We start from the raw sequence: 20309 nt of genomic DNA, 5'->3' as shown, positions 1-20309 counted from the left end.
AAAGGTATTGGTAGCGCCAGGGATAACTCACTTGGTTATTCCTCATCAGGAAATAAAGCTCCCCTAAATGTGGGATGGAGAATTGAAAACAACCCTAAAAAGGGGATTTTTGGTTGCATCTTCCCTGTGTATAATGTGTGCATAATTGTTCGTACGCTGCGAAAAGTTATCTCCGTGCGTTGATCTCCAAAAAATTTCATAGAGGCGTTGTGAGCATATATTGTGGTTGTCTTGTTGGCGACGACGAATGTGTGGAAAAGAATCGAAAAAGTTTTCCGCAACTGTGGAGAACTTTGAAAAACAATAGATTTGTTGTCCACAGCTTATCCGCAAATTTGCATCAACGATCTCGCACCATTCGACGCAGGAATCTCTGCATGAAAGCGTATTCCTTCCACAACGAATTGGTGTAAAATTGAGTTTAATAGCTTTTTAGGAGCTGGTTCGACACACCAGAATGTTTGAGCAAACGACCGGCGGAACGCTCTTCGAACAGCAATCCTCACCCGGCGGCGACCCAGCCGTTGCTGTTGTTGATGCGCGCTCCATTATTGTCATGGCGAATGATGCGTTTTGCATCTTGCTCAACCGGATGCAGCATCATGTGTTGGGGCAACCGTTGGGTGGATTCACCGACACCTGGTTTGGTCGTGCGCTGGGACAACTGCCGCCGCTGTCTGCCCTGGACGTCGCCGCCCCTGTCGTGAGCTTTATCGTAGGCCCAGAGCAAGGACCGCGGCTCGTGCTCTCTTCTTCGCGAGGACATGGCTCCTCGCGGGGAGGAGGATACATTCTCGTGGCGACGCCTCTTGCACCCACGCTTCCCCCAGAACAGTTGCGAACCTATGCGGCCACATTGGAGCGCAGCCTGCTTGAAGGTCAGCAAGAGATGGATCGCAGTCGAGAGGCTGCAAACGGGCTGCGCAACTTGCTGTTCATGAGCATCTCCAATTACACGCTGGCCGAGATGTTGGACTATGTGTACGAGCAGGCGCAGCGCCTTTTGAACGCTGTTGGAATGATGGTGCTCTGGTTGTCGGAGCATGCGCAGGCGTGGGGGGCGCCTGAAAATGTGGAAGTTCTCTACGCCACCGGCAGCATCACCGACGCCGCAGCGCTGCTTCAGTCGCCGCTGACATCCCTCCTGAATGCAGAGCATAAGCTGATCTTCTTCCCGATGCCGCTGCGAGATGGTGAGGAGGTCAGCGTTCGGCTGGCGGTTCCCCTCCTTATCGAGAATCAAATCCGGGGCGCCCTCGTGCTGGATTTGAAGGCGCCGCATCTCTCTCCCAATGCCCATCAGGTTGCCGAATGGCTGGCGGACCAGGTCATCGTGGCGCAAGGAGCCGATCGCCTGCAACAAAAAGCTCAAAAGGCCGCTGCACTGCAAGAGCGGGAGCGTCTGGCGCGCGAAATGCACGACGCCGTGATGCAATCCATCTACAGCCTTTCGCTTTTTGCAGAGGCCGGCAAACGCTTCGCCTCTTCGGGCCAAATTGATCGGGTGCAAGAGTATCTGCAACAGCTGAGCGAAACCGCCAAACAAGCGTTGAAGGAGCTTCGCCTTCTGCTTTATGAGTTGCAGCCGGCTGTGCTCGAGCAAGTGGGGTTGGTGGAAGCCCTGCGCCAGCGTCTCGATGCAGTGGAGCGGCGCAACGGCATCACGACTCGCCTCGAAGTGGAGGGAAGCGCAACCTTCCCCACCCACATTGAAGATGGCCTCTATCGAATTTGTCAGGAGGCGCTCAACAATGCGCTCAAACACTCGTCCGCATCCGAAGTGACCGTGCGACTGAGCGTTAAAGCAAAGGAACTCCAGCTTGAAATTCGCGACAACGGCGTCGGATTTGCAGTGAACGACCCCAAATTCGTCTATGGAGAAGGGCTGACAACCATGCGAGAGCGCGCACAGCAGCTCAACGCCAGTCTTATCGTTGAATCTGCTCCCCAACAAGGCGCCTGCGTGCGCATTGTGCTGCCGTTGACGGATGAAGTGAATCCATCATAGAAGTCCACCATTACGCCTAGTGATTTGCGGAGGTGCACATTGAGCGACAAAAAACCGATCCGGGTCTTAATTGCAGACGATCATCATGTGGTGCGTGGAGGGCTGCGCGCATTGCTGGAGACAGAGCCGGACATCCATGTGGTGGGAGAAGCGGCGGATGGCGTTGAAGCCGTGCTGAAGACACGTTCGCTCAATCCCGATGTAATTTTGTTGGACCTGGTGATGCCGCGGCAGAGCGGCATCGAAGCCATTCAGGAGATCAAGCGCGAACATCCCGAAGCGCGCATCCTGGTGCTCACCAGTTTCTCGGACGATGAGAAAGTCTTCGCCGCCATCAAAGCCGGGGCGTTGGGCTATCTGCTCAAAGACTCCTCGCCCTATGAGCTGATCCAGGCCATCCGCGATGTGTACGCCGGCGAATCTTCCCTACACCCGGCGATCGCACGCAAGCTGATCCGCGAGTTGAATCGTCCGGCCACCAATATGCCCCAGACGGATGAGCCGCTGACCGAACGCGAGGTGGAAGTGCTGGTCTTCGTGGCGCGCGGCTACTCCAACCAGGAGATCGCCGATGCGCTTGTCATCAGCGAACGAACGGTGCGCACGCACGTCAGCAATATTCTGAGCAAGCTGCACCTCGCCAACCGCACACAGGCGGCGCTCTACGCGTTGAAGGAAGGGTTGACGACCCTCGACGAGGCGGCGAAAACATTGTGACGCTGAATGGCTTGAGGTTCATTCGTTCGTTGTGGAGAGAAGACTTGCGCGCCTTCAGTGGCAAGGCGTTCGCTGTGCGCCTGCTTGCATTGACGTTTGGACTGATTGCAGCAGGGTTTGTCGCCGGCTGCACCGAGCAGACGCCGTTCCGTCTGGCCACCGAAGCGTTGCGCGCCGCGCCAAACACGGCAGCGGCGTCGGCCGAACCAACGCGCTCTCCCCAATCTGCGTCGAGAGACCTGGCGGAAACGCCCTTGATCGACGCCGCCGGCCTCGATTTCTTTGAGCGCCGCATCGTGCGCGTCTATGAGGAAGTTGCGCCGGCGGTGGTCAGCATCACCACGCGCACCCTGCGCCGCGACTTTTTCTTCAACGTCATTCCTCAGGAAGGCGCCGGCTCCGGCTTCGTGATCGACCGCGAAGGTCATATCCTGACCAATTACCATGTGATCCAGGGCGTGGAATTCATCGAGGTGAACTTCGGTGAGCAGGTCGTCGCTCCGGCGGTCGTGGTCGGCGCCGACCCGCGCAACGACGTCGCCGTGCTTAAAGTGAACGTCGATCCGGAGCTACTGCATCCGGTCACCCTCGGCTCTTCGCACGACCTGCGCGTGGGACAGTGGGCGATCGCCATCGGCAACCCCTTCGGACAGTTTGGCCGCACCCTGACGACAGGCGTCATCAGCGCGCTGGATCGCACGATCGAAGGGCCGGACAACCGCACCATCACCGGCGTCATCCAGACCGACGCCGCCATCAACAAAGGCAACTCCGGCGGCCCCTTGCTCGACAGCAGCGGCCGCGTGATCGGCATCACCTCCGCCATCTTCAGCCCCACGGGGACAAGCGCCGGCGTTGGCTTCGCCGTGCCCGTCGATACGCTCAAACGCATCCTGCCCGACCTGCTCGCGTTTGGCTACTATCGCCGTCCCTGGCTCGGCGTTCGCTACGCCTACAACATCACGCCGGCCCTCGCCGAGGCGTTGCGCCTGCCGACGCAGCAGGGGCTGTTGTTGGTGCAACTGTACGAAGGGTCGCCCCTTGCCCTGGCGGGCGTGCGCGGGGCGCAGCGCCAGCAGATTATCGGCGGCCAGCGCGTCTTCACCGGCGGCGATATTCTGACCGCCGTGGACGGGGAGCCGGTCGTCTCCGTCTCCGACCTGGACAACCTGCTGGAGAACAACTATCGCGTTGATGACGTTATCACGCTCACGATCCTTCGCGACGGACGCCAGTTTGAAGTGCAGGTGACGCTCGTCGAAGAACCGCGGTGAAACGTGTTGCGTTACGGAACACGCAACACGCATTACTCATCCTTTTCCATCAAATTCACCGCATCGCGCACCATCGCAGCCGCAGTGGGCAGCGGCTCTCGCTCCCAGATTTTGTAGTGCATGCGGCCGTAGAGGTCGCTTTCAATCTCGACCCCCATCTCCCAGCCGCTGCATTGCCCCAAAAAGCTGTGAGCGTCGATGGCCGTAGGCCGCACCGAGAGCGCGTAGCCATTCTGTGTGCGCTCGGCGCTCGCCAGCAGCTTGATCGTCTCTCCGCGCTGCGCCGCCTGCGCCAGCGCCTTGGGCGTGACGTCGACGATGCCCTGCACCGAGACGTCCGCCAGCGCAGCGTCGATGCGCAGCACGCTGTTGGCGAGAATCACCAGTTTGCAGGCCGTATCCCATCCTTCCACGTCGAGCCTGGGATCGCGTTCGGCGATCCCGCGACGCTGCGCCTCCGCCAGCGCGTCGGCGTAGCTGCGGCCGCTCGCCACCTCGGCGAGGATGAAGTTGGTGGTGGCGTTGAACACCCCGCGCAGCGAAAAGATTTCCGCCGCGATCAAATCGCGGCGGCCAATGTTGATCACCGGCAGCGCGCCGCAGACCGTGGCGCTGAAGGCCAGTTTTGCGCCGGAGGCGGCGGCGAGCGCATGCAGCTCGCGATAGGCGAGCGCAAGCGGCCCTTTGTTCGCCAGCACGACGGAGACGCCGCGCCGCAGGGCTGCGCGCACCACGCTTAACCCCGGCTCGCCGGTGGCCAGGTTCACCGGCGACGCTTCCAGCACGAGGTCGCACGCCAACGTGGAGAGGGCGGCCGCCGGCGTTGTGGAGGGAAGGAAGCCCTCTAGTTCACAGATGCGGCCGCCCTCTTCCTTGAAACGCCGCAGCGCCGCCGGCTCGAAGCCGGAAGGGTTGATGGCCACGCCGCTGCTGTCCGCCGCGCAGACGACGCGGAAAGCCAGCCCATGGCGTTGCGCCAGGACGGGCGCCCTCTCTTCCAGGATGCGCAGAACATTGCGATGGACGGCGCCTAGCCCGATCAGGGCGAGGTCGATGGTGCGGAAGGTGGACATCATAGTTCGCCTCTGTGGAGCTGCAGTAACGAATTAGCGGCGTTGAATGCATTGTGCGGCGCACGCGCCAGGCTGAAGATGACTCATCGGCGTCTCCGCATGTAAATCAACATCAATATAACATAAAGTCAGTGCGCTGCCTTTTTCCCGCAACTCTGAGGAGGAGCTACGTGCTTTGGGTTGCATTATGCAACCAGGTGTGCTACACTTAGGCGCAGGAAAGCCTATTTGGGGTTCAGGAGGTTGACAATGGCTACGCTTCATATTCGTAGCGTGCCGGACGAGATGGTTGACCGGTTGCGCGCGTTGGCGCGCGCGCGGCAGCGGTCGCTGAGCGCGCAGGTGATTGCGCTTTTAGAGCGTGCGTTGGCAGAAGAGACCCAGCAACAGGCGCAGGTCAATCTGCTCGATGCGATTCGGCGGCGGCGGTTTACACCGCCGGCAGGTGCGCCGGATAGCACCCTGTTGCTGCGCGAGGATCGCGAACGATGACTGCCCTCGCGGCTGCATCGACCTCGACTGCAATAGAAGCCTGCGTCGTGGATGCAAGCGTCGGCGTCAAGCTTTTTCTTGACGAGACCTTGTCGGATGCAGCCCATGCGCTGTTCCTCACCCTGCTCACCGGCGATTCGGCCTTCATATTTGTGCCCGATCTTTTTTACATCGAGTGCACCAACGTGCTCTGGAAGCATCATCGCCGTTTCGGGTTAAGTCGCGCCGACGCCGAGATCGCTGTCGATCAACTGGGCAAATTATTGCTGCGCAGCACGCCCACCGCTCTCTTGATGGCGGATGCATTTGCTTTGGCGGTCGACTATGACATTACCACCTATGACGCCGCATATGCTGCGTTGGCGCGTCGCATATCGGCGCCTTTGATCACTGCAGATCAAGCGTTGTTGCGCAAATTGACAGGCAGCGAGATCGATGTCCGCTGGCTTGGCGAATGGTTGCCCTCTGAAAATGGCGTTGGGAACCCGTAGACGCTGCTTATAACCTGCGTTTTCTCGAGTCGTCCAAAATGTTGCGGGTTGCCGAGAACGTGCGATTTTCGGCTGCATCATTGGATTGCTTACGCCGTTGCGCTGCGCTGATGAAAGTCGCCCAGTTCTCGCTCGATCGCCGCACCCAGCGCCAGCGCAACCTCCTCGCGCCAGGGGCGGGCCGCAATTTGCACGCCGATGGGCAGCCCCTCTTTGCTGCGTCCGGCGGGGACGACGACCACCGGCCAGCCTAGCAAGCTGAAGGGCAGCGTGTAGTCGAAGCGCCTGCGATCCATCTCGCGGAAGGGGGGCGCCGGCTGGTGCGAAACCGGACAGAGGATGGCGTCGTAGGCGCGCATGAACTGCAGGCAGAAGCTGCGGTAGCCGTCCCAGGCGTCGTACAGTTCGACGACGTCCTGCCCGCGCAGGCTGGCGACGTCCGAATAGGCGTCGCTGATGGCGCGTCCGTTGCGCACGAAGTCGTGCGGGCGCGCCGGCTCCACGTGTACGCCAGCGCGCGCCAAAGCCTGCGCCGCCGCCCCCACGACGTCGACGGTCTCGGCGGAGGCGGGCGACGCCGGGTCGCCGGTGAAGTAGGCCACGCACAGCTCGCCGAGACAGACGCTCGCCGGATCGCCGATCGGCATGGGAACCACGCCGGAGTCGATGAAATCCGGGCCGCATAAGAGCGGCCAGGTCAACGCCAGATCCGCCACCGAGCGCGCCAGTGGGCCGATCTGCGTGCGCACGTCGGTCAATCCTCCGCGATGGTTGTACGCGCCGGTGTTGGGCACGCGACCGACGGTCGGCTTGAGCGCCGCCACGCCGCAGAAGTGCGCAGGCACGCGCAGCCCGCCGCTGCTGTCGCTGCCCAGGCCCAGCGGCGAGCCGTGCGCGGCGAGGATGGCCGCCTCGCCGCCGCTGCTGCCGCCGGGCGTGCGCGTCGGGTCATGCGGGTTGAGCGTGCGGCCGTAGAGCAGGTTTTCTGCGTCGCCGCCGGAGCCGCCGGGCGGGCAGTTGGTCTTGCCGAGCAAAATGGCGCCGGCCTGTCGCCAGCGTTGCACGGCCACGGCGTCCTCCTTGGCGCGTTCCCATCGCCGCGCCTCCAGGCCGACGGCGGTGGGCAGGCCGGCCACGTCGAAGACGTCTTTGACTGTGAAAGGCGCTCCATGCAGCGGTCCGTGAATGATCCCTCGCGCCAGATCGTGGTCGGCCTGACGCGCCCGGTCGAGCGCATCCGGCGCAAGCTGCACAACGGCGTTGATGGCGGGATTGACGGCGGCGATGCGTTCCAGGAAGGCTTCGACGACAGCCTCGGCGCTGACTTCGCGCGCACGAATGCGACGGGCAAGTTCGCCGGCGGTGCAACGTGTGAGGTCGTCCATGGCTTCAAACTCTGACATTGGGCGCCCTCAGGAGGAGGGCGCCAGCGGCGCGCTGAGTGTAAACGATTCAAAAAGCGCGGCGATATAGGCGTCCTGCACTTCGAGCGCCAGCGCTTTGCCGCGTGCAACAGCTTCGCCCAGCCTCATCTCGTCTCCCAATGCCCGATAGATGCGGCAGAGCAGCAGATGGATGACGGCGGCGGCCTTGCGATCCCCCATCGCCGTGTAGAGCGCGAGACTCTGTTGTGCACTTTCCAACGCCTCTATTTCGTTGCCGAAATAGTGCGCTAGCTTGGCCTGCGCAAAGAGGATAGCCGCATTTTCCGTCTGGTCGTTGAGAACGGCGCTGACCTCTTGCGCCTGTCGCGTGTAGTGTTGCGCAAGCTCCAACGCTTGCTTGCGCACGGCGATGTCGGCGAGCAGGCGCAGGATGCGCGAGCGCACCAGCTCGCCGCCCTCGGGTGGCAAAAGGCGCAGACCGTCCTCGCACAGCGCGGCCGCACGATCGAACGCTTCCTGGTCGTAGGCGATCGAGGCCTGGCGGCAACGCACTGCCGCGAGGCCAACCGACTGCGCATGCGCAGCGTAGCTCGCCTCGGCGCGGCGGAGGTGTTCTTGAGCCGCTGCGTGATCGCCCAACTCGATTTCAACGTCGGCGAGGTCGATCAGGGCGTCGGCCATGCGCAAGGTGTTGCCGCTCTCCTCGTAGCCGGCGATGGCGCTTTGGAGCAGCGCGCAAGCGGCGGGATAGTCATCCTGACGCAGCGCCACCCTGCCGAGAAAGAAGGCGAAACGGGTGCTATGTTGGGCGTCGTTCAGCGCTCGAGCGGCTTCGAGGCCGGCCATAAAGCCCTTGCGGGCGTCGTGGAAGCGTCCACGCGCAAACCATGGCGCCGCCGCTGCATCGACTAGCGCCAATAATTCATTCCACTCCTGCAACTGCTGTGCGGTTTCGATGGCATTCAGCAGATGGTGCCATTCGTGGTGCAGACGGTCAAAGTGGCCTGCGGCGGCCTGGACAAGCCGTCGGTAGTATGCGACAAAGCGCTGATGCAACAGGGCGCGGTCGGGAAGCTCGGCCAGCTTCTCCGCCGCAAAATCGGCGAGCAGGCGATGCTGGACGTAGCGCTCTTCTCCGGCGAATTTGAGCATGGAAAGCGCCGTCAGATGGTCGAGCTGTTCGATGGCGTCGTCGAGGGAGAGCTCGCCGACGGCGGCGACAGCCTCCGCCGTGAAGGGGCGACCATCGAAAAGCCCCAGCAGCGTGAAAGTGCGGCGAAGCGGCGCTCCCAGGCTGGCCCAGCTCACCTCGAAGCTGGTGCGCACCGAGCGGTTGCTGATGCCGTGCGCCAGTCGCGCCGAAGCCGAACGCAGGTTGCGCACCATGCGCGCCAGGTCGCGTCGAGGGGAAGAGACGATCCGCTGCGCGGCGATTTCGACGGCCAGCGGCAGCCCCTCCAGCAGGCGGCAAAGCTCCTCCGCGCTGGCGCGTTCGGCGGTGATGGTCGCCTCGCCGAGCAGATGGGTGAGCATTTCAAGGCTGCTCTCCGGTGAAAGCTCGCGCAGCTCCAGGATTTCGGCGGCGTGCGGCGCTATTTCGGCGCGATCGCGCGAGGTGAGCAACACGGCGCAGGGAGCGGCCCCGGGCAGCAGGGCGTCGATCGGCTTGCCGGCGATCACGTCGTCGAGCACGATCAGCGCCTGTTTGTCGGCCAGAATGGCGCGCATGGCCGCCGCGCGCGCTTCGAGACCGGTGATCTTGCTGAGGTCGCGGTCGTAGGCCAGCGCCCAGCTCTGCAAGATGTCCAGAGGCGCATCGGTGGCGACCCTGCCCCACAGCACGCCGTCGGCGAAGTGGGGGCGCAGCCGCTCCGCCACGGCGGCGGCCAGGGCGGTCTTGCCGACGCCGCCCATGCCCACGATGGCGACGACCGGGGGACGTCCGGGGCGCGTCAGCCAGGCGATGAGCTGGTCTAATTCCTGATCGCGGCCGGAGAATTGCGCAGGAGCGGCGATGGCTTGAAATGGCGAGCGCCGCCCTGTTGGGCCGGCTGTTTCGATGGGCGCGCGTTCGAAGCGATCGAATTCGCCGGCCAGGATGCGGTCGTATAAAGCGTCTGTTTCTGCGGAGACCGGCACGCCAAGCTCATCCATCAGTGCGGAGGCGCACAGGTCATATTGTTTGAGCGCAGCTGCGCGCTGACCGTCCATCGCCAGCAGACGCATCTTGAGCCGATGCACCTCTTCGCGCTCTGGTTCAAGCTCCAGTAGATGGGTGCAGGCGTCGATGCCCGCGGTCAACATGCGTCCCTCGCCGGCGCACGCGGCGGCGAAGCGATAGAGCAACTGGAGCCACTGGCGTTCGATCTGTTCGCGTTCAACTTGCATCCATTCGACGAAGAGCGGAGAGCTTTCCTCGAGCTGCGCGTCGAGGCCATCGAGAAAAGGGCCGGTGTAGAGTCGGCTGGCGGCGTAGAGTTCCTCGAGCGTGGGCGACGGAGAGGCGATCACGCGGCGCAGCGCTTGCAGATCGACGTGGACTCGCTCTGCAGCCAGCCCGATGCGTCCTTCCGCCTCAAGCAAATACCGGTTTTTTAGATCGCTTAGAAGGTGAAGTTCCCCGCGCAGATAGGCGCGCGCTTTGGTCTCCGGCCAGTCCGACCAGAGGAGGCCGGCCAACCGGTCGCGCGGCTCCATGGCGCCGGTGGCGGCAAGATAAAAGAGCAAGGCGCGCGCTTTCACGCTGTTGCGGCGCAGGGTCAGGGGTTGACCATCGAGCAGGATGTGCGGCGCGCCCAACAATTTGAAATCCAGCATCAAACGTTTGCTCCGAAATGCATGGATGCGCCTGGTTCGATGAGGCGTCGCTTGGCAACATCAGTATACGGTCAATGCAGCGCTCTGTCCAACGACAGAGCGTCCTTCACGTTCGATTTTTCACGCAGCCGCCCGACTTTTGTCTAAGCCGCCGTTGCCTCCTGATCAACGCCGGATCAACGCGCTGGCCTCTATACTGCCGATCAACGAAGACAAGCGGTCCATTTTCAATGTCAGGCGTATTCAATGTCAGGCGTAGTTCAACCGCTTTTAGAGTAAAGGCGGGCAATGGAAGGAAAGGCGGCCCTATGACAGCAACTCGCATGCATCCCTCTATGAGCAATGCATGGCAACATCGCAATCCGGTGCAACCGGTGGTCAAACATCCCATCGCCGATCGCCCAGTGCGCATCTACCGCCTTGCGGCAGTTATGATGCCGGCAGGCGACGCCCTCGAGGATCGACCGGTGCTGACGTTGCAACGCTACCAACCGCTGATCGACTACATTGCCCAACGCATGAAGGACCCAACGCGCTCCATGCGGTCGCCAGCTCAGTTGGACGAAGACGCCGCCCGTCTTTCGCAACGCTACGGTCTTTCACTCAGCCAGGTGCGACGCATGTTGCCGGCCGATGTGCGTCAACCGCACAGTTGGTTGCGCCCTTTTGTGGTGCGCGCCGTGCGTGGAGAGTGGATTGAGCTTCACATCACCAATCACACGTCACAGCCGTTGGAGATCGCCCTGCTCGATGATGACTATGACATTCAGCAAGGGGGCGGACAACAGATGCTGGCGCCGGGCGAGACAGGCCTCTATCGCTGGCACTGTAAAGAAACCGGGATATTTCCCATCTTCAACAAGAGCTGTTTGTCGAATGCTCGTCCGCGAAGCCTCTTAGGCGTGTTGATGATCGAGCCCTGACCCATTGGATCATCCACGCCCCTCTATATTTTCCCCTTCTGGACTGCCTCAACCCAATGGGGCAGTCCCCTCTTTTTATACGGGGCTACGGTGTCCTGTTGCGCCGGAGGGAATGACCTGTGGAGGCGGCGCAGGTTCAGCCTCTGGCCGGCCGTTTTTTGACGGCGTATGAGGGCCAGGCTTCATAGGGAATCGCCTACGGATAGGTCGTGAGCAGCTCGAGCAGCCGGGGGTAGGTGAGTTCGGTGTTGGCGCCGACGGCGTCGGTCGAGATGATGTCGTGCGGAAGCCAGGGAAGCGGTGGGAAGAAGTAGACGGAAACTTCGCGGCTGCGGCTGCGCCACGCCTCCGCCAGCGCGTTGATGGCGCCCATGTTGACCGCAGGATCGCCCCAGTTGCCGATCACCATCTGCGCCTGGGAGGCGGGCGCGTTCCCTTCGGCCAGCGCCTGGATCGCCAGCCCGAGCCGGTAAATTTCGGCGAGCGCCCGCAACGAGAAGCCGGGATAGCCGCTCTCCGCCTGAAAGTTTTCACGGTTGATCGGATCCCACCAGATGTAAATGTCGGGCGAAAGGCCGAGCAGCAAGCGCGTGAGCGCAGGCGTCAGGAGATTCGGAACAAAGCGAAAGCCAAACGCCGGCGACATCGGCGCCGCCAGACGCAGGTCGCTGCGCAGTTGCCCTCCCAACGCTGCAACGTTGCCGCCCAGCGACAGCCCGGCCATGGTCACTTCCTCACCCAGGCCGGCGGCCAGATCCGCCGTCGGGTCCATCACGGCGGCCAACTCTTCGGCGGTGAGTTCGGCCAGGGCATTCGAGGTGCGATCTTTCAGCCCGTGGCGAGGCAGCCGCGGGACAAACACGTTGTAACCTTTTTCATAGAAAAGCTGCGCCAGCGCATGGTACTGGAAGGGACAGGCGGTCAATCCGTGAAAGAGCACGATGGCGCGCTCCGTTTTCCTCCCGTGCGTCAACACAAATGGAAGACAAATCTCATCGATGTCCCCGCGCGCCATCTCCTCAGCTTGCAACGCCTCAAAGCGCGCTATCGCCTCCTCATAGTTGCGCGCCGGATTGGGCGACGAATGCAGCGCGACCGGCTTGATCTCCGGCATGGCCAGCGACCCTAAATAAATGCCTGTATACGCCCCGGCCAGCAAGGCCACAATCACCAGCGCAACGTAGCCAAAGAAACGTACAATGCGCATCCTCGCCTCAGATTTCAATGAGTCTGTCGCCAATTCGCTGTATTGTCCTCAGGGGAAGGCGGCTTTGTCAAACGGCCAACAGGCAAAAAAGCATGCGCTATGTTCTTGACATTAGAACATATGTTCTATACAATCGACTACACATGAGGTGAACCATGACGGTGGAACGCGACTGGCTGGAACGCAGCGCCGACCAGATCGAGGCGGTGCTCTCAAGACACAAAGCGGATGGCGTCGTGCTGGGGGGCGTGGTGGCCCCGCGTTTCGTTCAGTTCCATGTGCGGCCTCATCCTTCGGTGCGCATCCAGCGGATCATCGCCCTGGCCGAAGAGATCGCGCTGGCGCTGGGCTGCGCATCGGTGCGCATTGCGCGCAGCGGCGGCGTCGTGCATATCGAAATGCCCAGGTCGCTTGAGGCGCCTGTGCGCCTTCTACGGCTGGTGGAAACGCTGGGCCGCGAGATTCCGCCGCACACGGCTGTGCTCGGCGTAGAAGAGACAGGCCGGCCGCTGCTTCTGCGCCTGCCCGCGCCGGATGTGGTTCATCTCTTGATTGCAGGCATGACCGGCAGCGGCAAGAGCGCCTTGGCCCGCACAATTCTCGCCTCGCTGGCGTTGTGCAATGCGCCGGAGAGTCTACGGATCGTGTTGATCGACCCCAAAGGGCGAGGTTTTGCGCCGTTGGACCACCTGCCTCATGTCGAGGGCGGGGTCATCGCCGACGCTCAGGCGGCGGTCAATCGACTGCGCGTCGTGGTGCGCGAGATGGAGCGTCGCGACGAAGAAGGAGTCTCTGCGCCGCTGTTGTTGGTGGCGATCGACGAGCTGGCCGATCTGTTGCAGACAGGCGGCAAAACGGCGGAGGCGACGATCACGCGACTGGCGCAGCGGGGAAGGGAGGCGGGCATTCACCTCGTGGCGTGCACACAGAAGCCCACCGCGCAACTGATCGGCGGCGCTATGAAGGCGAATTTTCCGGTGCGGTTGGTGGGCGCAGTGGCGACTCGCGACGAAGCGCGTTATGCCAGCGGCGTCCCGGACAGCGGCGCCGAAAAGCTGGGTGGGCGAGGCGACTTTCTGTTGGTGGCGAAGGGGGAGACGACGCGTTTTCAGGCGGCCTGGATCGGCGAATCCGAATGTCGAGCCTTGAATGCGCCCCGTCGGCGAGGAGAGAAGGGCGGCGCAGGCCGGCGTCAAACGTAAAAGGTCATCAGACGTCAAGGGACTGAGGACGCACGCTGACAAGGAGGGTCAAAACGATGCGGCGAGTTTTCCTGTTGTTGCTGTTGCTTGTTGCGAGCATGGCGGTGTGGCGGCTGGGCGAGCGGCTCAGCGCCGATGCGCTGGGGATGGCGATCGGGATCGTGCTGGGCGTGCTCGCCAGCATTCCGGTCTCATTGATCCTGGTGGCGAGCGGACGTCGCCGTGACGACGAGGATGAACACATTGAGCGCGTCAGGACGGAGCCGGTGCAGCCTGTCTATCAGCCGCCGGTGATCGTGTTGACGGGGCATTCGCCTGCGCCGGCAGGGGGAGGATCTCTCGACTCGCGGGGCTACGCAGTCTCCCCCTGGCCCCAAACGCCCACACAACGGCGCTTCAAGCTGGTCGGCGAAGAGGAGCGCTGGATCGAATGATACAATGCGCAGCTGCGAGCAGCAGTTGTGTGTTCACGTAGGTCGTCGCCTCCGGCGTGACGTAACGGGGTGCCAGGACCTGCGGCTGCGAGCCACAGCGACGAAGATGGTCTGATGATCCTGTTAAAAACCATCAAGCTTCCTGGAAGGCGCCCGGTCGCGTCGTTCTTTTGAACGCGGCGTCAACATGGAAGGCTGCCACGCCCCACCAAACTCTGTCCCAGCATTTCTCACCGGGAATTCAACAAGGAGCGCACCGCCTCCAGCGCCGCCTCATAGTTGGGATGTTGGCCGATGGCCGGCACGTATTCCACGTAGCGGATGACGTCGTTGGCGTCGATCACAAAGATGGCGCGCTGATCGACGCCAAGCTCCGGCACGGCGACGCCATATGTCTTGCCGAACTCCAGCCCCATGTAGTCGGAGAGCATCACCACGCGATCGACGCCAGCGGCGCCGCACCATCGCTTCTGCGCCATCGGCAGGTCGGCGCTCACGGTGATCACGACTACATCCTCGCCCAGCCGGGCGGCCTCTTCGTTCATGCGCCGCGTCTGTGCGTCGCAGACGCTGGTGTCGATGCTTGGCACGACGCTGACCAGGCGGATTTTGCCGGCGGTGTCGGCGAGCAGCTTTGATTTGGCCAGAAAGCCGGTTGATAATTCCACTTCCGGCGCCCGATCGCCTGGCTTTAACTCGGGGCCGATGACGCTCAGGGCTTTGTCGCGAAATGCAACGGTTCGTTCGCTCATCTGGCATCCTTCTTGCGATGTCTTGGTCTTTTACGATGGTTCGGTGGGAGTTTTTGAGGATTCTGCCGCCTGGATCACCGGAACGGTGGGGTTGGCGGGCGGCGACGGCGGTTTGATTTCGGCGGCGACGTCGGCGCGAATATTCACCGCCGCGCGCATCACCACCGTCTCGTCCATGTAAAAACTGTTCACGTTGAGCACGCCCGCCACCTGACTGCCGTCGAGCAACTCCACGCGTTCGGCCTGGATGACGCCCTTGAACTTGCCGCGGATGCTGACCACGCGGGCGTTGATGTCACACTGCACGGTCGCTGTTTCGGTGATAATGACGTTGGAAGGAGTCTCGATGCGCCCCTGGTCGACGACGCCATCGATGCGGATGCTGGCTTCGCACTGCAGTTGCCCGCTGAAACGAGCGCGTGGGCCGATGATCACTTCAATGGCGTCAGGCTCGGGTCGCACATTGCGCGTGAACAAGATGGTCGCCTCCTTATGCACTCAAGACAGGATCAGCTTCGACGAGATGCTTTCTCCATGATAGATGCGGTTGATGATCTCGGCCAGCAGATTGGCGACAGAAAGCACAACTAACTTCGGGTGGCGCTTCGATTCGGGCACGGGGATGGTGTTCATCACCACCAGGCGCTCGATGCGGTCGTCCTCGTCCAAGCGTTTGAGGGCGCTGGGCAAAAGCACCGGATGCGTGACGGCGAAGCAGGCGCGGCCCTTCGCTCCCGCCTCATACAAGGCGTCGATCTGGCGCAGCACGCTTCCGCCGGCCATCACATCGTCGATGATGATCGGACGCCGACCTTCGATGTCGCCGACGACGTGCGTCGTTTCCGTGGTGGAAAAATTGAGTCGGCGCTTGTGCATGACGACCAACGGCAGATTGAGCAGCTCCGCATATTTTCCTGCCATGCTGGCGCGGCCGACGTCGGGGCTGACGATGGCGGCGTCGCAGAATTCGGGTTTGCGGAAATAGTCCGCCAGGATGCTGACGGCGCTGAGCGGATCAACCGGGATGTTGAAGAAGCCCTGAATCGCCCGATTGTGGATATCTACGTAGATGACGCGACGGGCGCCCGCCATCTCCAGCATATTGGCCACCACGCGCGCACTGATCGCCTCGCGCCCTCTGGCCATCCGCTCCTGGCGCGCATAAGGAAAGTACGGCATGACGACGCTGACGCTATGGGCGCTGGCGCGGCGGAAGGCGTCCAGATAGAGGATCAACTCGATCAGATGATCGTTGACCGGCTCGCAGCACGGTTGGATGAAAAAGATGTCCTGGTCGCGCACGACTTCGTCGATCATGACATGGATTTCGCTGTCGGGCATGCGCGTCGTCGTTGCACGGCCCAGGTTGACGTGCAGAATATCGGCAATCTCGCGCGCCAATGCCGGATGGGCGGAGCCGGTGAAGATGCGCAGGGGGTGGTAAGACTCGACCATGAAACGCCTCTTAACTATGATGGTTTTCTAGCCCAACACCCTCATCGTGCAGCTATGCGCCTGGGAAACGTGTCCATGCGTAGCTACCACCAACTGCAATTATATGATAGCATTCAGAGGGTGAACAATTTTAAAAAGCCGGTTGGTGAATGAATGCACAAACTCACGTTGTTGGTCGCCACCCATAATCCAGGAAAAGCGCGTGAGTACGCCCATCTCCTCAGCGACCTGCCGGTGGAGGTCGTCCGGCTCGATCAGGTCGGCGTGAAGGAGGTCGCCCCGGAGACGGGCGCCACATTTGCCGAGAACGCGCTGCTGAAGGCGCGGTTCTACGCCGCGCGCACGAATCTGCTGACTTGGGCGGATGACAGCGGCCTGGAAGTCGACGCTCTAGGCGGCCGGCCCGGCGTTCACTCGGCGCACTATGGCGGAGAAGGTCTGAGCGACCGGGAACGCTACCTGTTGTTGCTGCGCGAGCTGGAGGGGACGCCCATGGAGAGGCGCACCGCTCGCTTTCGCTGCGTCGTCGCCATCGCCCGCCCCAACGGCGAAGCCTGGACCGCCGAGGGGGTGATTGAAGGCGTCATTTTGACCGCCCCGCGCGGGAACGGCGGTTTTGGATACGATCCGATCTTTTGGGCGCCCTCCCTCAACGCCACGCTGGCGGAGCTTCCTATCGAGGTTAAAAATCGGGTCAGTCATCGGGCGCTTGCAGCGGCGCAGGCGCGTAAAATCGTGGAGCAAGTGCTCGGCGATAACGCACAACCATGAAGAAACTCATCAACGATCCATCGAACGTCGTCGAAGAAAGCATGAAAGGGCTGGCGCGCGCCCACGCCGATCTGCTGCGCGTCCATTTCGATCCGAACTACGTCGTGCGCATCGACGCTCCGCGCGCCGGCAAGGTGGGCGTCATCTCCGGCGGGGGAAGCGGACATGAGCCGATGCACAGCGGCTTCGTCGGCTATGGGATGCTCGACGCCGCCTGCCCTGGCCCGATCTTCACCTCACCCACGCCGGATCAGATTGTCGCCGCAGCGCACGCCGTCAACGGCGGCGCAGGCGTCCTGTTCATCGTCAAGAATTACACCGGCGACATTTTGAACTTCGACATCGCCGCAGAGCTATGTCGCAATGAAGGCATCGAGGTCGAAAGCGTGCTGATCCACGATGATGTCGCGGTGGAGGATAGCCTCTACACCGCCGGTCGACGAGGCGTCGGCCTCACCATCTTCGCCGAAAAAATTTGCGGCGCAGCGGCGGAGGCCGGCCTTTCGCTTGCCGAAGTGGCGGCGATTGGGCGGGAGGTGAGCGAGCGCGGGCGCAGCATGGGCATGGCGTTGACCCCTTGCATTGTGCCGGCCGTCGGCCAACCGACCTTCACCCTCCGGGAGGACGAAATGGAGATCGGCGTCGGCATCCACGGCGAGCCTGGACGTCAACGCAGCAGGCTTTTGCGCGCCGACGAGATCACCGACATTCTGGCCACCACCATTTTCGACGATCTGCCCTTTCGGCGCGGCAGCGAGGCGATTGTCATGGTCAACGGCATGGGCGGCACGCCTTTGATGGAGCTTTACATCGTCTTCCGCCATCTTGCCGAGCTTTGCGACGCGCGGGGCATCGCCATCCGCCGCAATCTGGTCGGCAACTACATCACGTCGCTGGAGATGGCGGGCTGCTCGATCACGATGATGGAGGTGGACGACGCCCTTCTACGTTGGTGGGATGCGCCCGTGCGCACGCCGGCGTTGCGCTGGTGAATCGTTTCGATTTGCGTTCTTGTTCTGAAGACGTCCGTTCAAAATGAAAAATATCATGATCTCGAACGTCAGGGTGGAAAGCGCAGTTCTGGTTGATTGGATGCTCCGTTTCGCCGACAAAATCCTGGAGAACAAGGAGATGCTGACGGCGCTCGACGCCGCCATCGGCGACGCCGACCATGGCATCAACATGGCGCGCGGCATGGAAGAAGTGCGGAGGCGACTGGCTGCATACGCCGATGAAGACCTCGGCGCCCTCTTTAAAACGATCGGCATGACCCTGCTTTCCAAAGTTGGAGGCGCCAGCGGTCCACTCTACGGCACGCTGTTTCTGCGCATGGGCGTGGCCTCCTCTGGAAAAAGCGAATTGACGAACGGAGAGTTCGCCGCTGCGTTCGCAGCCGGCGTCGACGGCGTGCGTCAGCGCGGCAGCGCCCGCATCGGGGATAAGACGATGGTGGACGCGCTGCTGCCGGCTATGGTGGCGCTTCAGCGGGCATTGGAGGAGCACGCCTCTTTGTGCGAGGCGATGCAGGCGGCGATGCAGGCGGCGGAAGAGGGCATGAAAGCCACGATCCCAATGCAGGCCAGCAAAGGCCGCGCCAGCTATCTAGGGCCGCGCAGCATCGGCCACCAGGACCCCGGCGCCACATCGGCCTATTTGTTGATTTTGAGCGCCGCCGAAGCCATTTGTCAGGCTGCGCAGCCGGATGCAATTGCCGAAGCCAGCAGCGGCGGATGACAACGGCAAATCGCCGCTGAATCTCAACCAACCCATCACAGCAAGGGAGCGCTCCGATGAGTAGATTTGTCGCCGCTATCGATTCTGGAACGACCAGCACGCGCTGCATGATCTTCAACCATCGTGGCGAGCCGGTCAGCGTCCATCAGCTCGAGCATCGACAGATATATCCGCAGCCGGGATGGGTCGAGCATGACCCTATCGAAATCTGGAACCAGACGCAGCGCGCGGTGAGCGGCGCGCTGGAGAAGCTCGGCGCAGCCCCGGGCGACATCGCCGCCGTCGGCGTCACCAACCAGCGCGAGACGACGGTGGTGTGGAATCGCCGCACCGGCCAGCCTTATTACAACGCCATCGTCTGGCAGGACACGCGCACCGACCGCCTTTGCGCGGAGCTTGCAGGCGCAGAAGGGCCAGACCGTTTTCGCGCCAAAGTCGGGTTGCCGCTTTCCACCTACTTTTCCGGCCCTAAGATTCGCTGGCTGCTCGACAATGTCCCAGGGCTGCGCGAGGCGGCGCGTCGCGGGGATGCTCTTTTCGGCACCATCGATACATGGCTGATCTGGAACCTCACCGGCGGCGTCACCGGCGGCGCGCACGTCACCGACGTGACCAACGCCTCGCGCACGATGCTGATGGCGCTCGATCGCCTGGAATGGGACGACGACATTTTGGCGGCGATGGAAATCCCGCGCGCCATGTTGCCGACGATCCGGCCCTCGAGCGATCCGGACATCTACGGATACACGCTCCACGACGGCCCGTTCGGCGCGCGCATCCCGATCTGCGGCGACCTGGGCGACCAGCAGGCGGCCACCGTCGGGCAGACCTGCTTCGACGTGGGCGAGGCCAAGAACACCTATGGCACAGGCTGTTTCATGCTGCTGAACACAGGAACCGAGATCGTGCCTTCCAAACACGGGCTGCTCACCACCGTCTGCTACCAATTCGGCGACGAGCCGGCCGTCTACGCCCTGGAAGGCTCGATCGCCATCGCCGGCGCACTCGTCCAATGGTTGCGCGACAACCTGCGAATGATCAACGCGGCCTCGGAAATTGAAAACCTGGCGCGCACGGTCGAAGACAACGGCGGCATCTACTTCGTGCCGGCCTTCTCCGGCCTCTACGCCCCTTACTGGCGCAGCGACGCGCGCGGGGTGATCGTGGGGTTGACGCGCTTCATTCACCGCGGACACTTTGCGCGCGCCGCCCTGGAGGCGACTGCATTCCAGACGCGCGAGGTGCTCGACGCCATGCACCAGGATTCCGGCGTCGAGTTGCAGGCGCTCAAAGCGGATGGCGGCATGGTGCGGAACGAGCTGCTGATGCAGTTCCAGGCCGATGTGTTAGGCGTGCCGGTGATTCGGCCTCGCGTCAGCGAGACGACCGCCCTCGGCGCAGCCTACGCCGCCGGCCTTGCCGTCGGCTTCTGGAAAAACACCGACGAGATGCGCGCCAACTGGGGCGTCGACAAAATCTGGAAACCCGCAGAGGACGATACGGCGCGCACAAAACTCTATGCACAGTGGAAAAAGGCGGTCACGCGCACGTTCGACTGGGTCGAAGGATGAACC

The 20309-nt window shown here is 62.3% G+C and carries 19 protein-coding genes; 12 read left to right on the top strand and 7 right to left on the bottom strand.

Translation table 11 applies throughout. The annotated features are described in order from the left end of the window. Positions 1-457 precede the first annotated feature (457 nt). The 3 genes from Q0367_RS08210 to Q0367_RS08200 are packed head-to-tail and all read left to right on the top strand — an operon-like array spanning position 458 to position 3999. Positions 458-2008, top strand: coding sequence for a sensor histidine kinase (locus Q0367_RS08210; RefSeq protein ID WP_297630409.1), 1551 nt, complete (start codon positions 458-460; stop codon positions 2006-2008). 39 nt (positions 2009-2047) lie between these two features. Continuing rightward, positions 2048-2725, top strand: coding sequence for a response regulator transcription factor (locus Q0367_RS08205; RefSeq protein ID WP_297630412.1), 678 nt, complete (start codon positions 2048-2050; stop codon positions 2723-2725). A gap of 44 nt (positions 2726-2769) precedes the next feature. Next, entirely contained in the window at positions 2770-3999 is a 1230-nt protein-coding gene (locus Q0367_RS08200) for a S1C family serine protease (protein WP_297630415.1), read from the top strand. 32 nt (positions 4000-4031) lie between these two features. On the opposite strand, the gene Q0367_RS08195 is transcribed toward Q0367_RS08200, so the two are convergent. Then, positions 4032-5075, bottom strand: coding sequence for a homoserine dehydrogenase (locus Q0367_RS08195; protein WP_297630418.1), 1044 nt, complete (start codon positions 5073-5075; stop codon positions 4032-4034). Between the two features lie 246 nt (positions 5076-5321). Here Q0367_RS08195 and Q0367_RS08190 point away from each other — a divergent pair, with 246 nt between their 5' ends. Together Q0367_RS08190 and Q0367_RS08185 are read left to right on the top strand one after the other, a co-directional pair. Continuing rightward, positions 5322-5564: a FitA-like ribbon-helix-helix domain-containing protein gene (locus Q0367_RS08190; protein WP_297630421.1), complete on the top strand. Its 243-nt coding sequence runs from the start codon at positions 5322-5324 to the stop codon at positions 5562-5564. Further along, positions 5561-6055: a type II toxin-antitoxin system VapC family toxin gene (locus tag Q0367_RS08185; RefSeq protein ID WP_298981508.1), complete on the top strand. Its 495-nt coding sequence runs from the start codon at positions 5561-5563 to the stop codon at positions 6053-6055. The genes Q0367_RS08190 and Q0367_RS08185 overlap by 4 nt, the downstream gene beginning before the upstream one ends. An 89-nt stretch (positions 6056-6144) precedes the next feature. Here Q0367_RS08185 and Q0367_RS08180 read toward each other — a convergent pair whose 3' ends face one another. Beyond that, complete coding sequence (locus Q0367_RS08180; RefSeq protein ID WP_298981486.1) at positions 6145-7458, bottom strand: amidase; 1314 nt, start codon at positions 7456-7458, stop codon at positions 6145-6147. Positions 7459-7467: 9 nt separating this feature from the next. Beyond that, the gene (locus tag Q0367_RS08175) at positions 7468-10257 is read right to left on the bottom strand and encodes an NB-ARC domain-containing protein (RefSeq protein WP_298981485.1); all 2790 of its coding nucleotides are present in this window, start codon (positions 10255-10257) and stop codon (positions 7468-7470) included. Positions 10258-10565: 308 nt separating this feature from the next. Between Q0367_RS08175 and Q0367_RS08170 the strand changes: the two genes are divergently transcribed. Further along, the gene (locus Q0367_RS08170; RefSeq protein WP_297630430.1) at positions 10566-11180 is read left to right on the top strand and encodes a hypothetical protein; all 615 of its coding nucleotides are present in this window, start codon (positions 10566-10568) and stop codon (positions 11178-11180) included. A 196-nt stretch (positions 11181-11376) separates the two neighbouring features. Here the strand turns inward: Q0367_RS08170 and Q0367_RS08165 are convergent, their stop codons facing one another. Next, positions 11377-12387 (bottom strand): carboxylesterase, encoded by a 1011-nt coding sequence (locus Q0367_RS08165; RefSeq protein ID WP_298981484.1) that lies wholly within the window; start codon positions 12385-12387, stop codon positions 11377-11379. A gap of 155 nt (positions 12388-12542) precedes the next feature. Here Q0367_RS08165 and Q0367_RS08160 point away from each other — a divergent pair, with 155 nt between their 5' ends. Together Q0367_RS08160 and Q0367_RS08155 are read left to right on the top strand one after the other, a co-directional pair. Further along, on the top strand, positions 12543-13589 hold the full coding sequence (locus Q0367_RS08160; protein WP_298981483.1) for a DNA translocase FtsK: 1047 nt from the start codon (positions 12543-12545) through the stop codon (positions 13587-13589). Positions 13590-13645: 56 nt separating this feature from the next. Continuing rightward, positions 13646-14023, top strand: a complete 378-nt coding sequence (locus Q0367_RS08155) for a hypothetical protein (RefSeq protein ID WP_297630439.1) — start codon at positions 13646-13648, stop codon at positions 14021-14023. Positions 14024-14253: 230 nt separating this feature from the next. Here Q0367_RS08155 and tpx read toward each other — a convergent pair whose 3' ends face one another. Genes tpx through Q0367_RS08140 form a run of 3 tightly spaced genes read right to left on the bottom strand, consistent with a single transcriptional unit; the run spans position 14254 to position 16230 of the window. Continuing rightward, positions 14254-14775, bottom strand: coding sequence for a thiol peroxidase (gene tpx, locus Q0367_RS08150; RefSeq protein ID WP_297630442.1), 522 nt, complete (start codon positions 14773-14775; stop codon positions 14254-14256). Between the two features lie 30 nt (positions 14776-14805). Further along, positions 14806-15252 carry a polymer-forming cytoskeletal protein gene (locus Q0367_RS08145; RefSeq protein ID WP_297630445.1) on the bottom strand — a complete coding sequence of 149 codons (447 nt, stop codon included), beginning with the start codon at positions 15250-15252 and terminating at the stop codon, positions 14806-14808. Positions 15253-15273: 21 nt separating this feature from the next. Then, positions 15274-16230, bottom strand: a complete 957-nt coding sequence (locus Q0367_RS08140; RefSeq protein WP_297630448.1) for a ribose-phosphate pyrophosphokinase — start codon at positions 16228-16230, stop codon at positions 15274-15276. Positions 16231-16383: 153 nt separating this feature from the next. Between Q0367_RS08140 and rdgB the strand changes: the two genes are divergently transcribed. Genes rdgB through glpK form a run of 4 tightly spaced genes read left to right on the top strand, consistent with a single transcriptional unit; the run spans position 16384 to position 20306 of the window. Continuing rightward, the gene (gene rdgB, locus Q0367_RS08135) at positions 16384-17001 is read left to right on the top strand and encodes an RdgB/HAM1 family non-canonical purine NTP pyrophosphatase (protein ID WP_298981482.1); all 618 of its coding nucleotides are present in this window, start codon (positions 16384-16386) and stop codon (positions 16999-17001) included. Continuing rightward, on the top strand, positions 16998-17993 hold the full coding sequence (gene dhaK / locus Q0367_RS08130) for a dihydroxyacetone kinase subunit DhaK (RefSeq protein ID WP_297630453.1): 996 nt from the start codon (positions 16998-17000) through the stop codon (positions 17991-17993). Before rdgB ends, dhaK begins: the two co-directional genes overlap by 4 nt. Before the next feature lie 55 nt (positions 17994-18048). Beyond that, positions 18049-18735 (top strand): dihydroxyacetone kinase subunit DhaL, encoded by a 687-nt coding sequence (gene dhaL, locus Q0367_RS08125; protein ID WP_298981481.1) that lies wholly within the window; start codon positions 18049-18051, stop codon positions 18733-18735. Between the two features lie 56 nt (positions 18736-18791). Further along, on the top strand, positions 18792-20306 hold the full coding sequence (glpK, locus tag Q0367_RS08120; RefSeq protein WP_298981480.1) for a glycerol kinase GlpK: 1515 nt from the start codon (positions 18792-18794) through the stop codon (positions 20304-20306). Positions 20307-20309: the final 3 nt, after the last annotated feature.

The sequence above is a fragment of the uncultured Caldilinea sp. genome (assembly GCF_937128415.1).
In the GTDB taxonomy this organism is placed as follows: Bacteria; Chloroflexota; Anaerolineae; order Caldilineales; family Caldilineaceae; genus Caldilinea.
The sequence above is the reverse complement of the archived record's forward strand: the minus strand, read 5'-3'. Positions and strand labels throughout refer to the sequence as shown.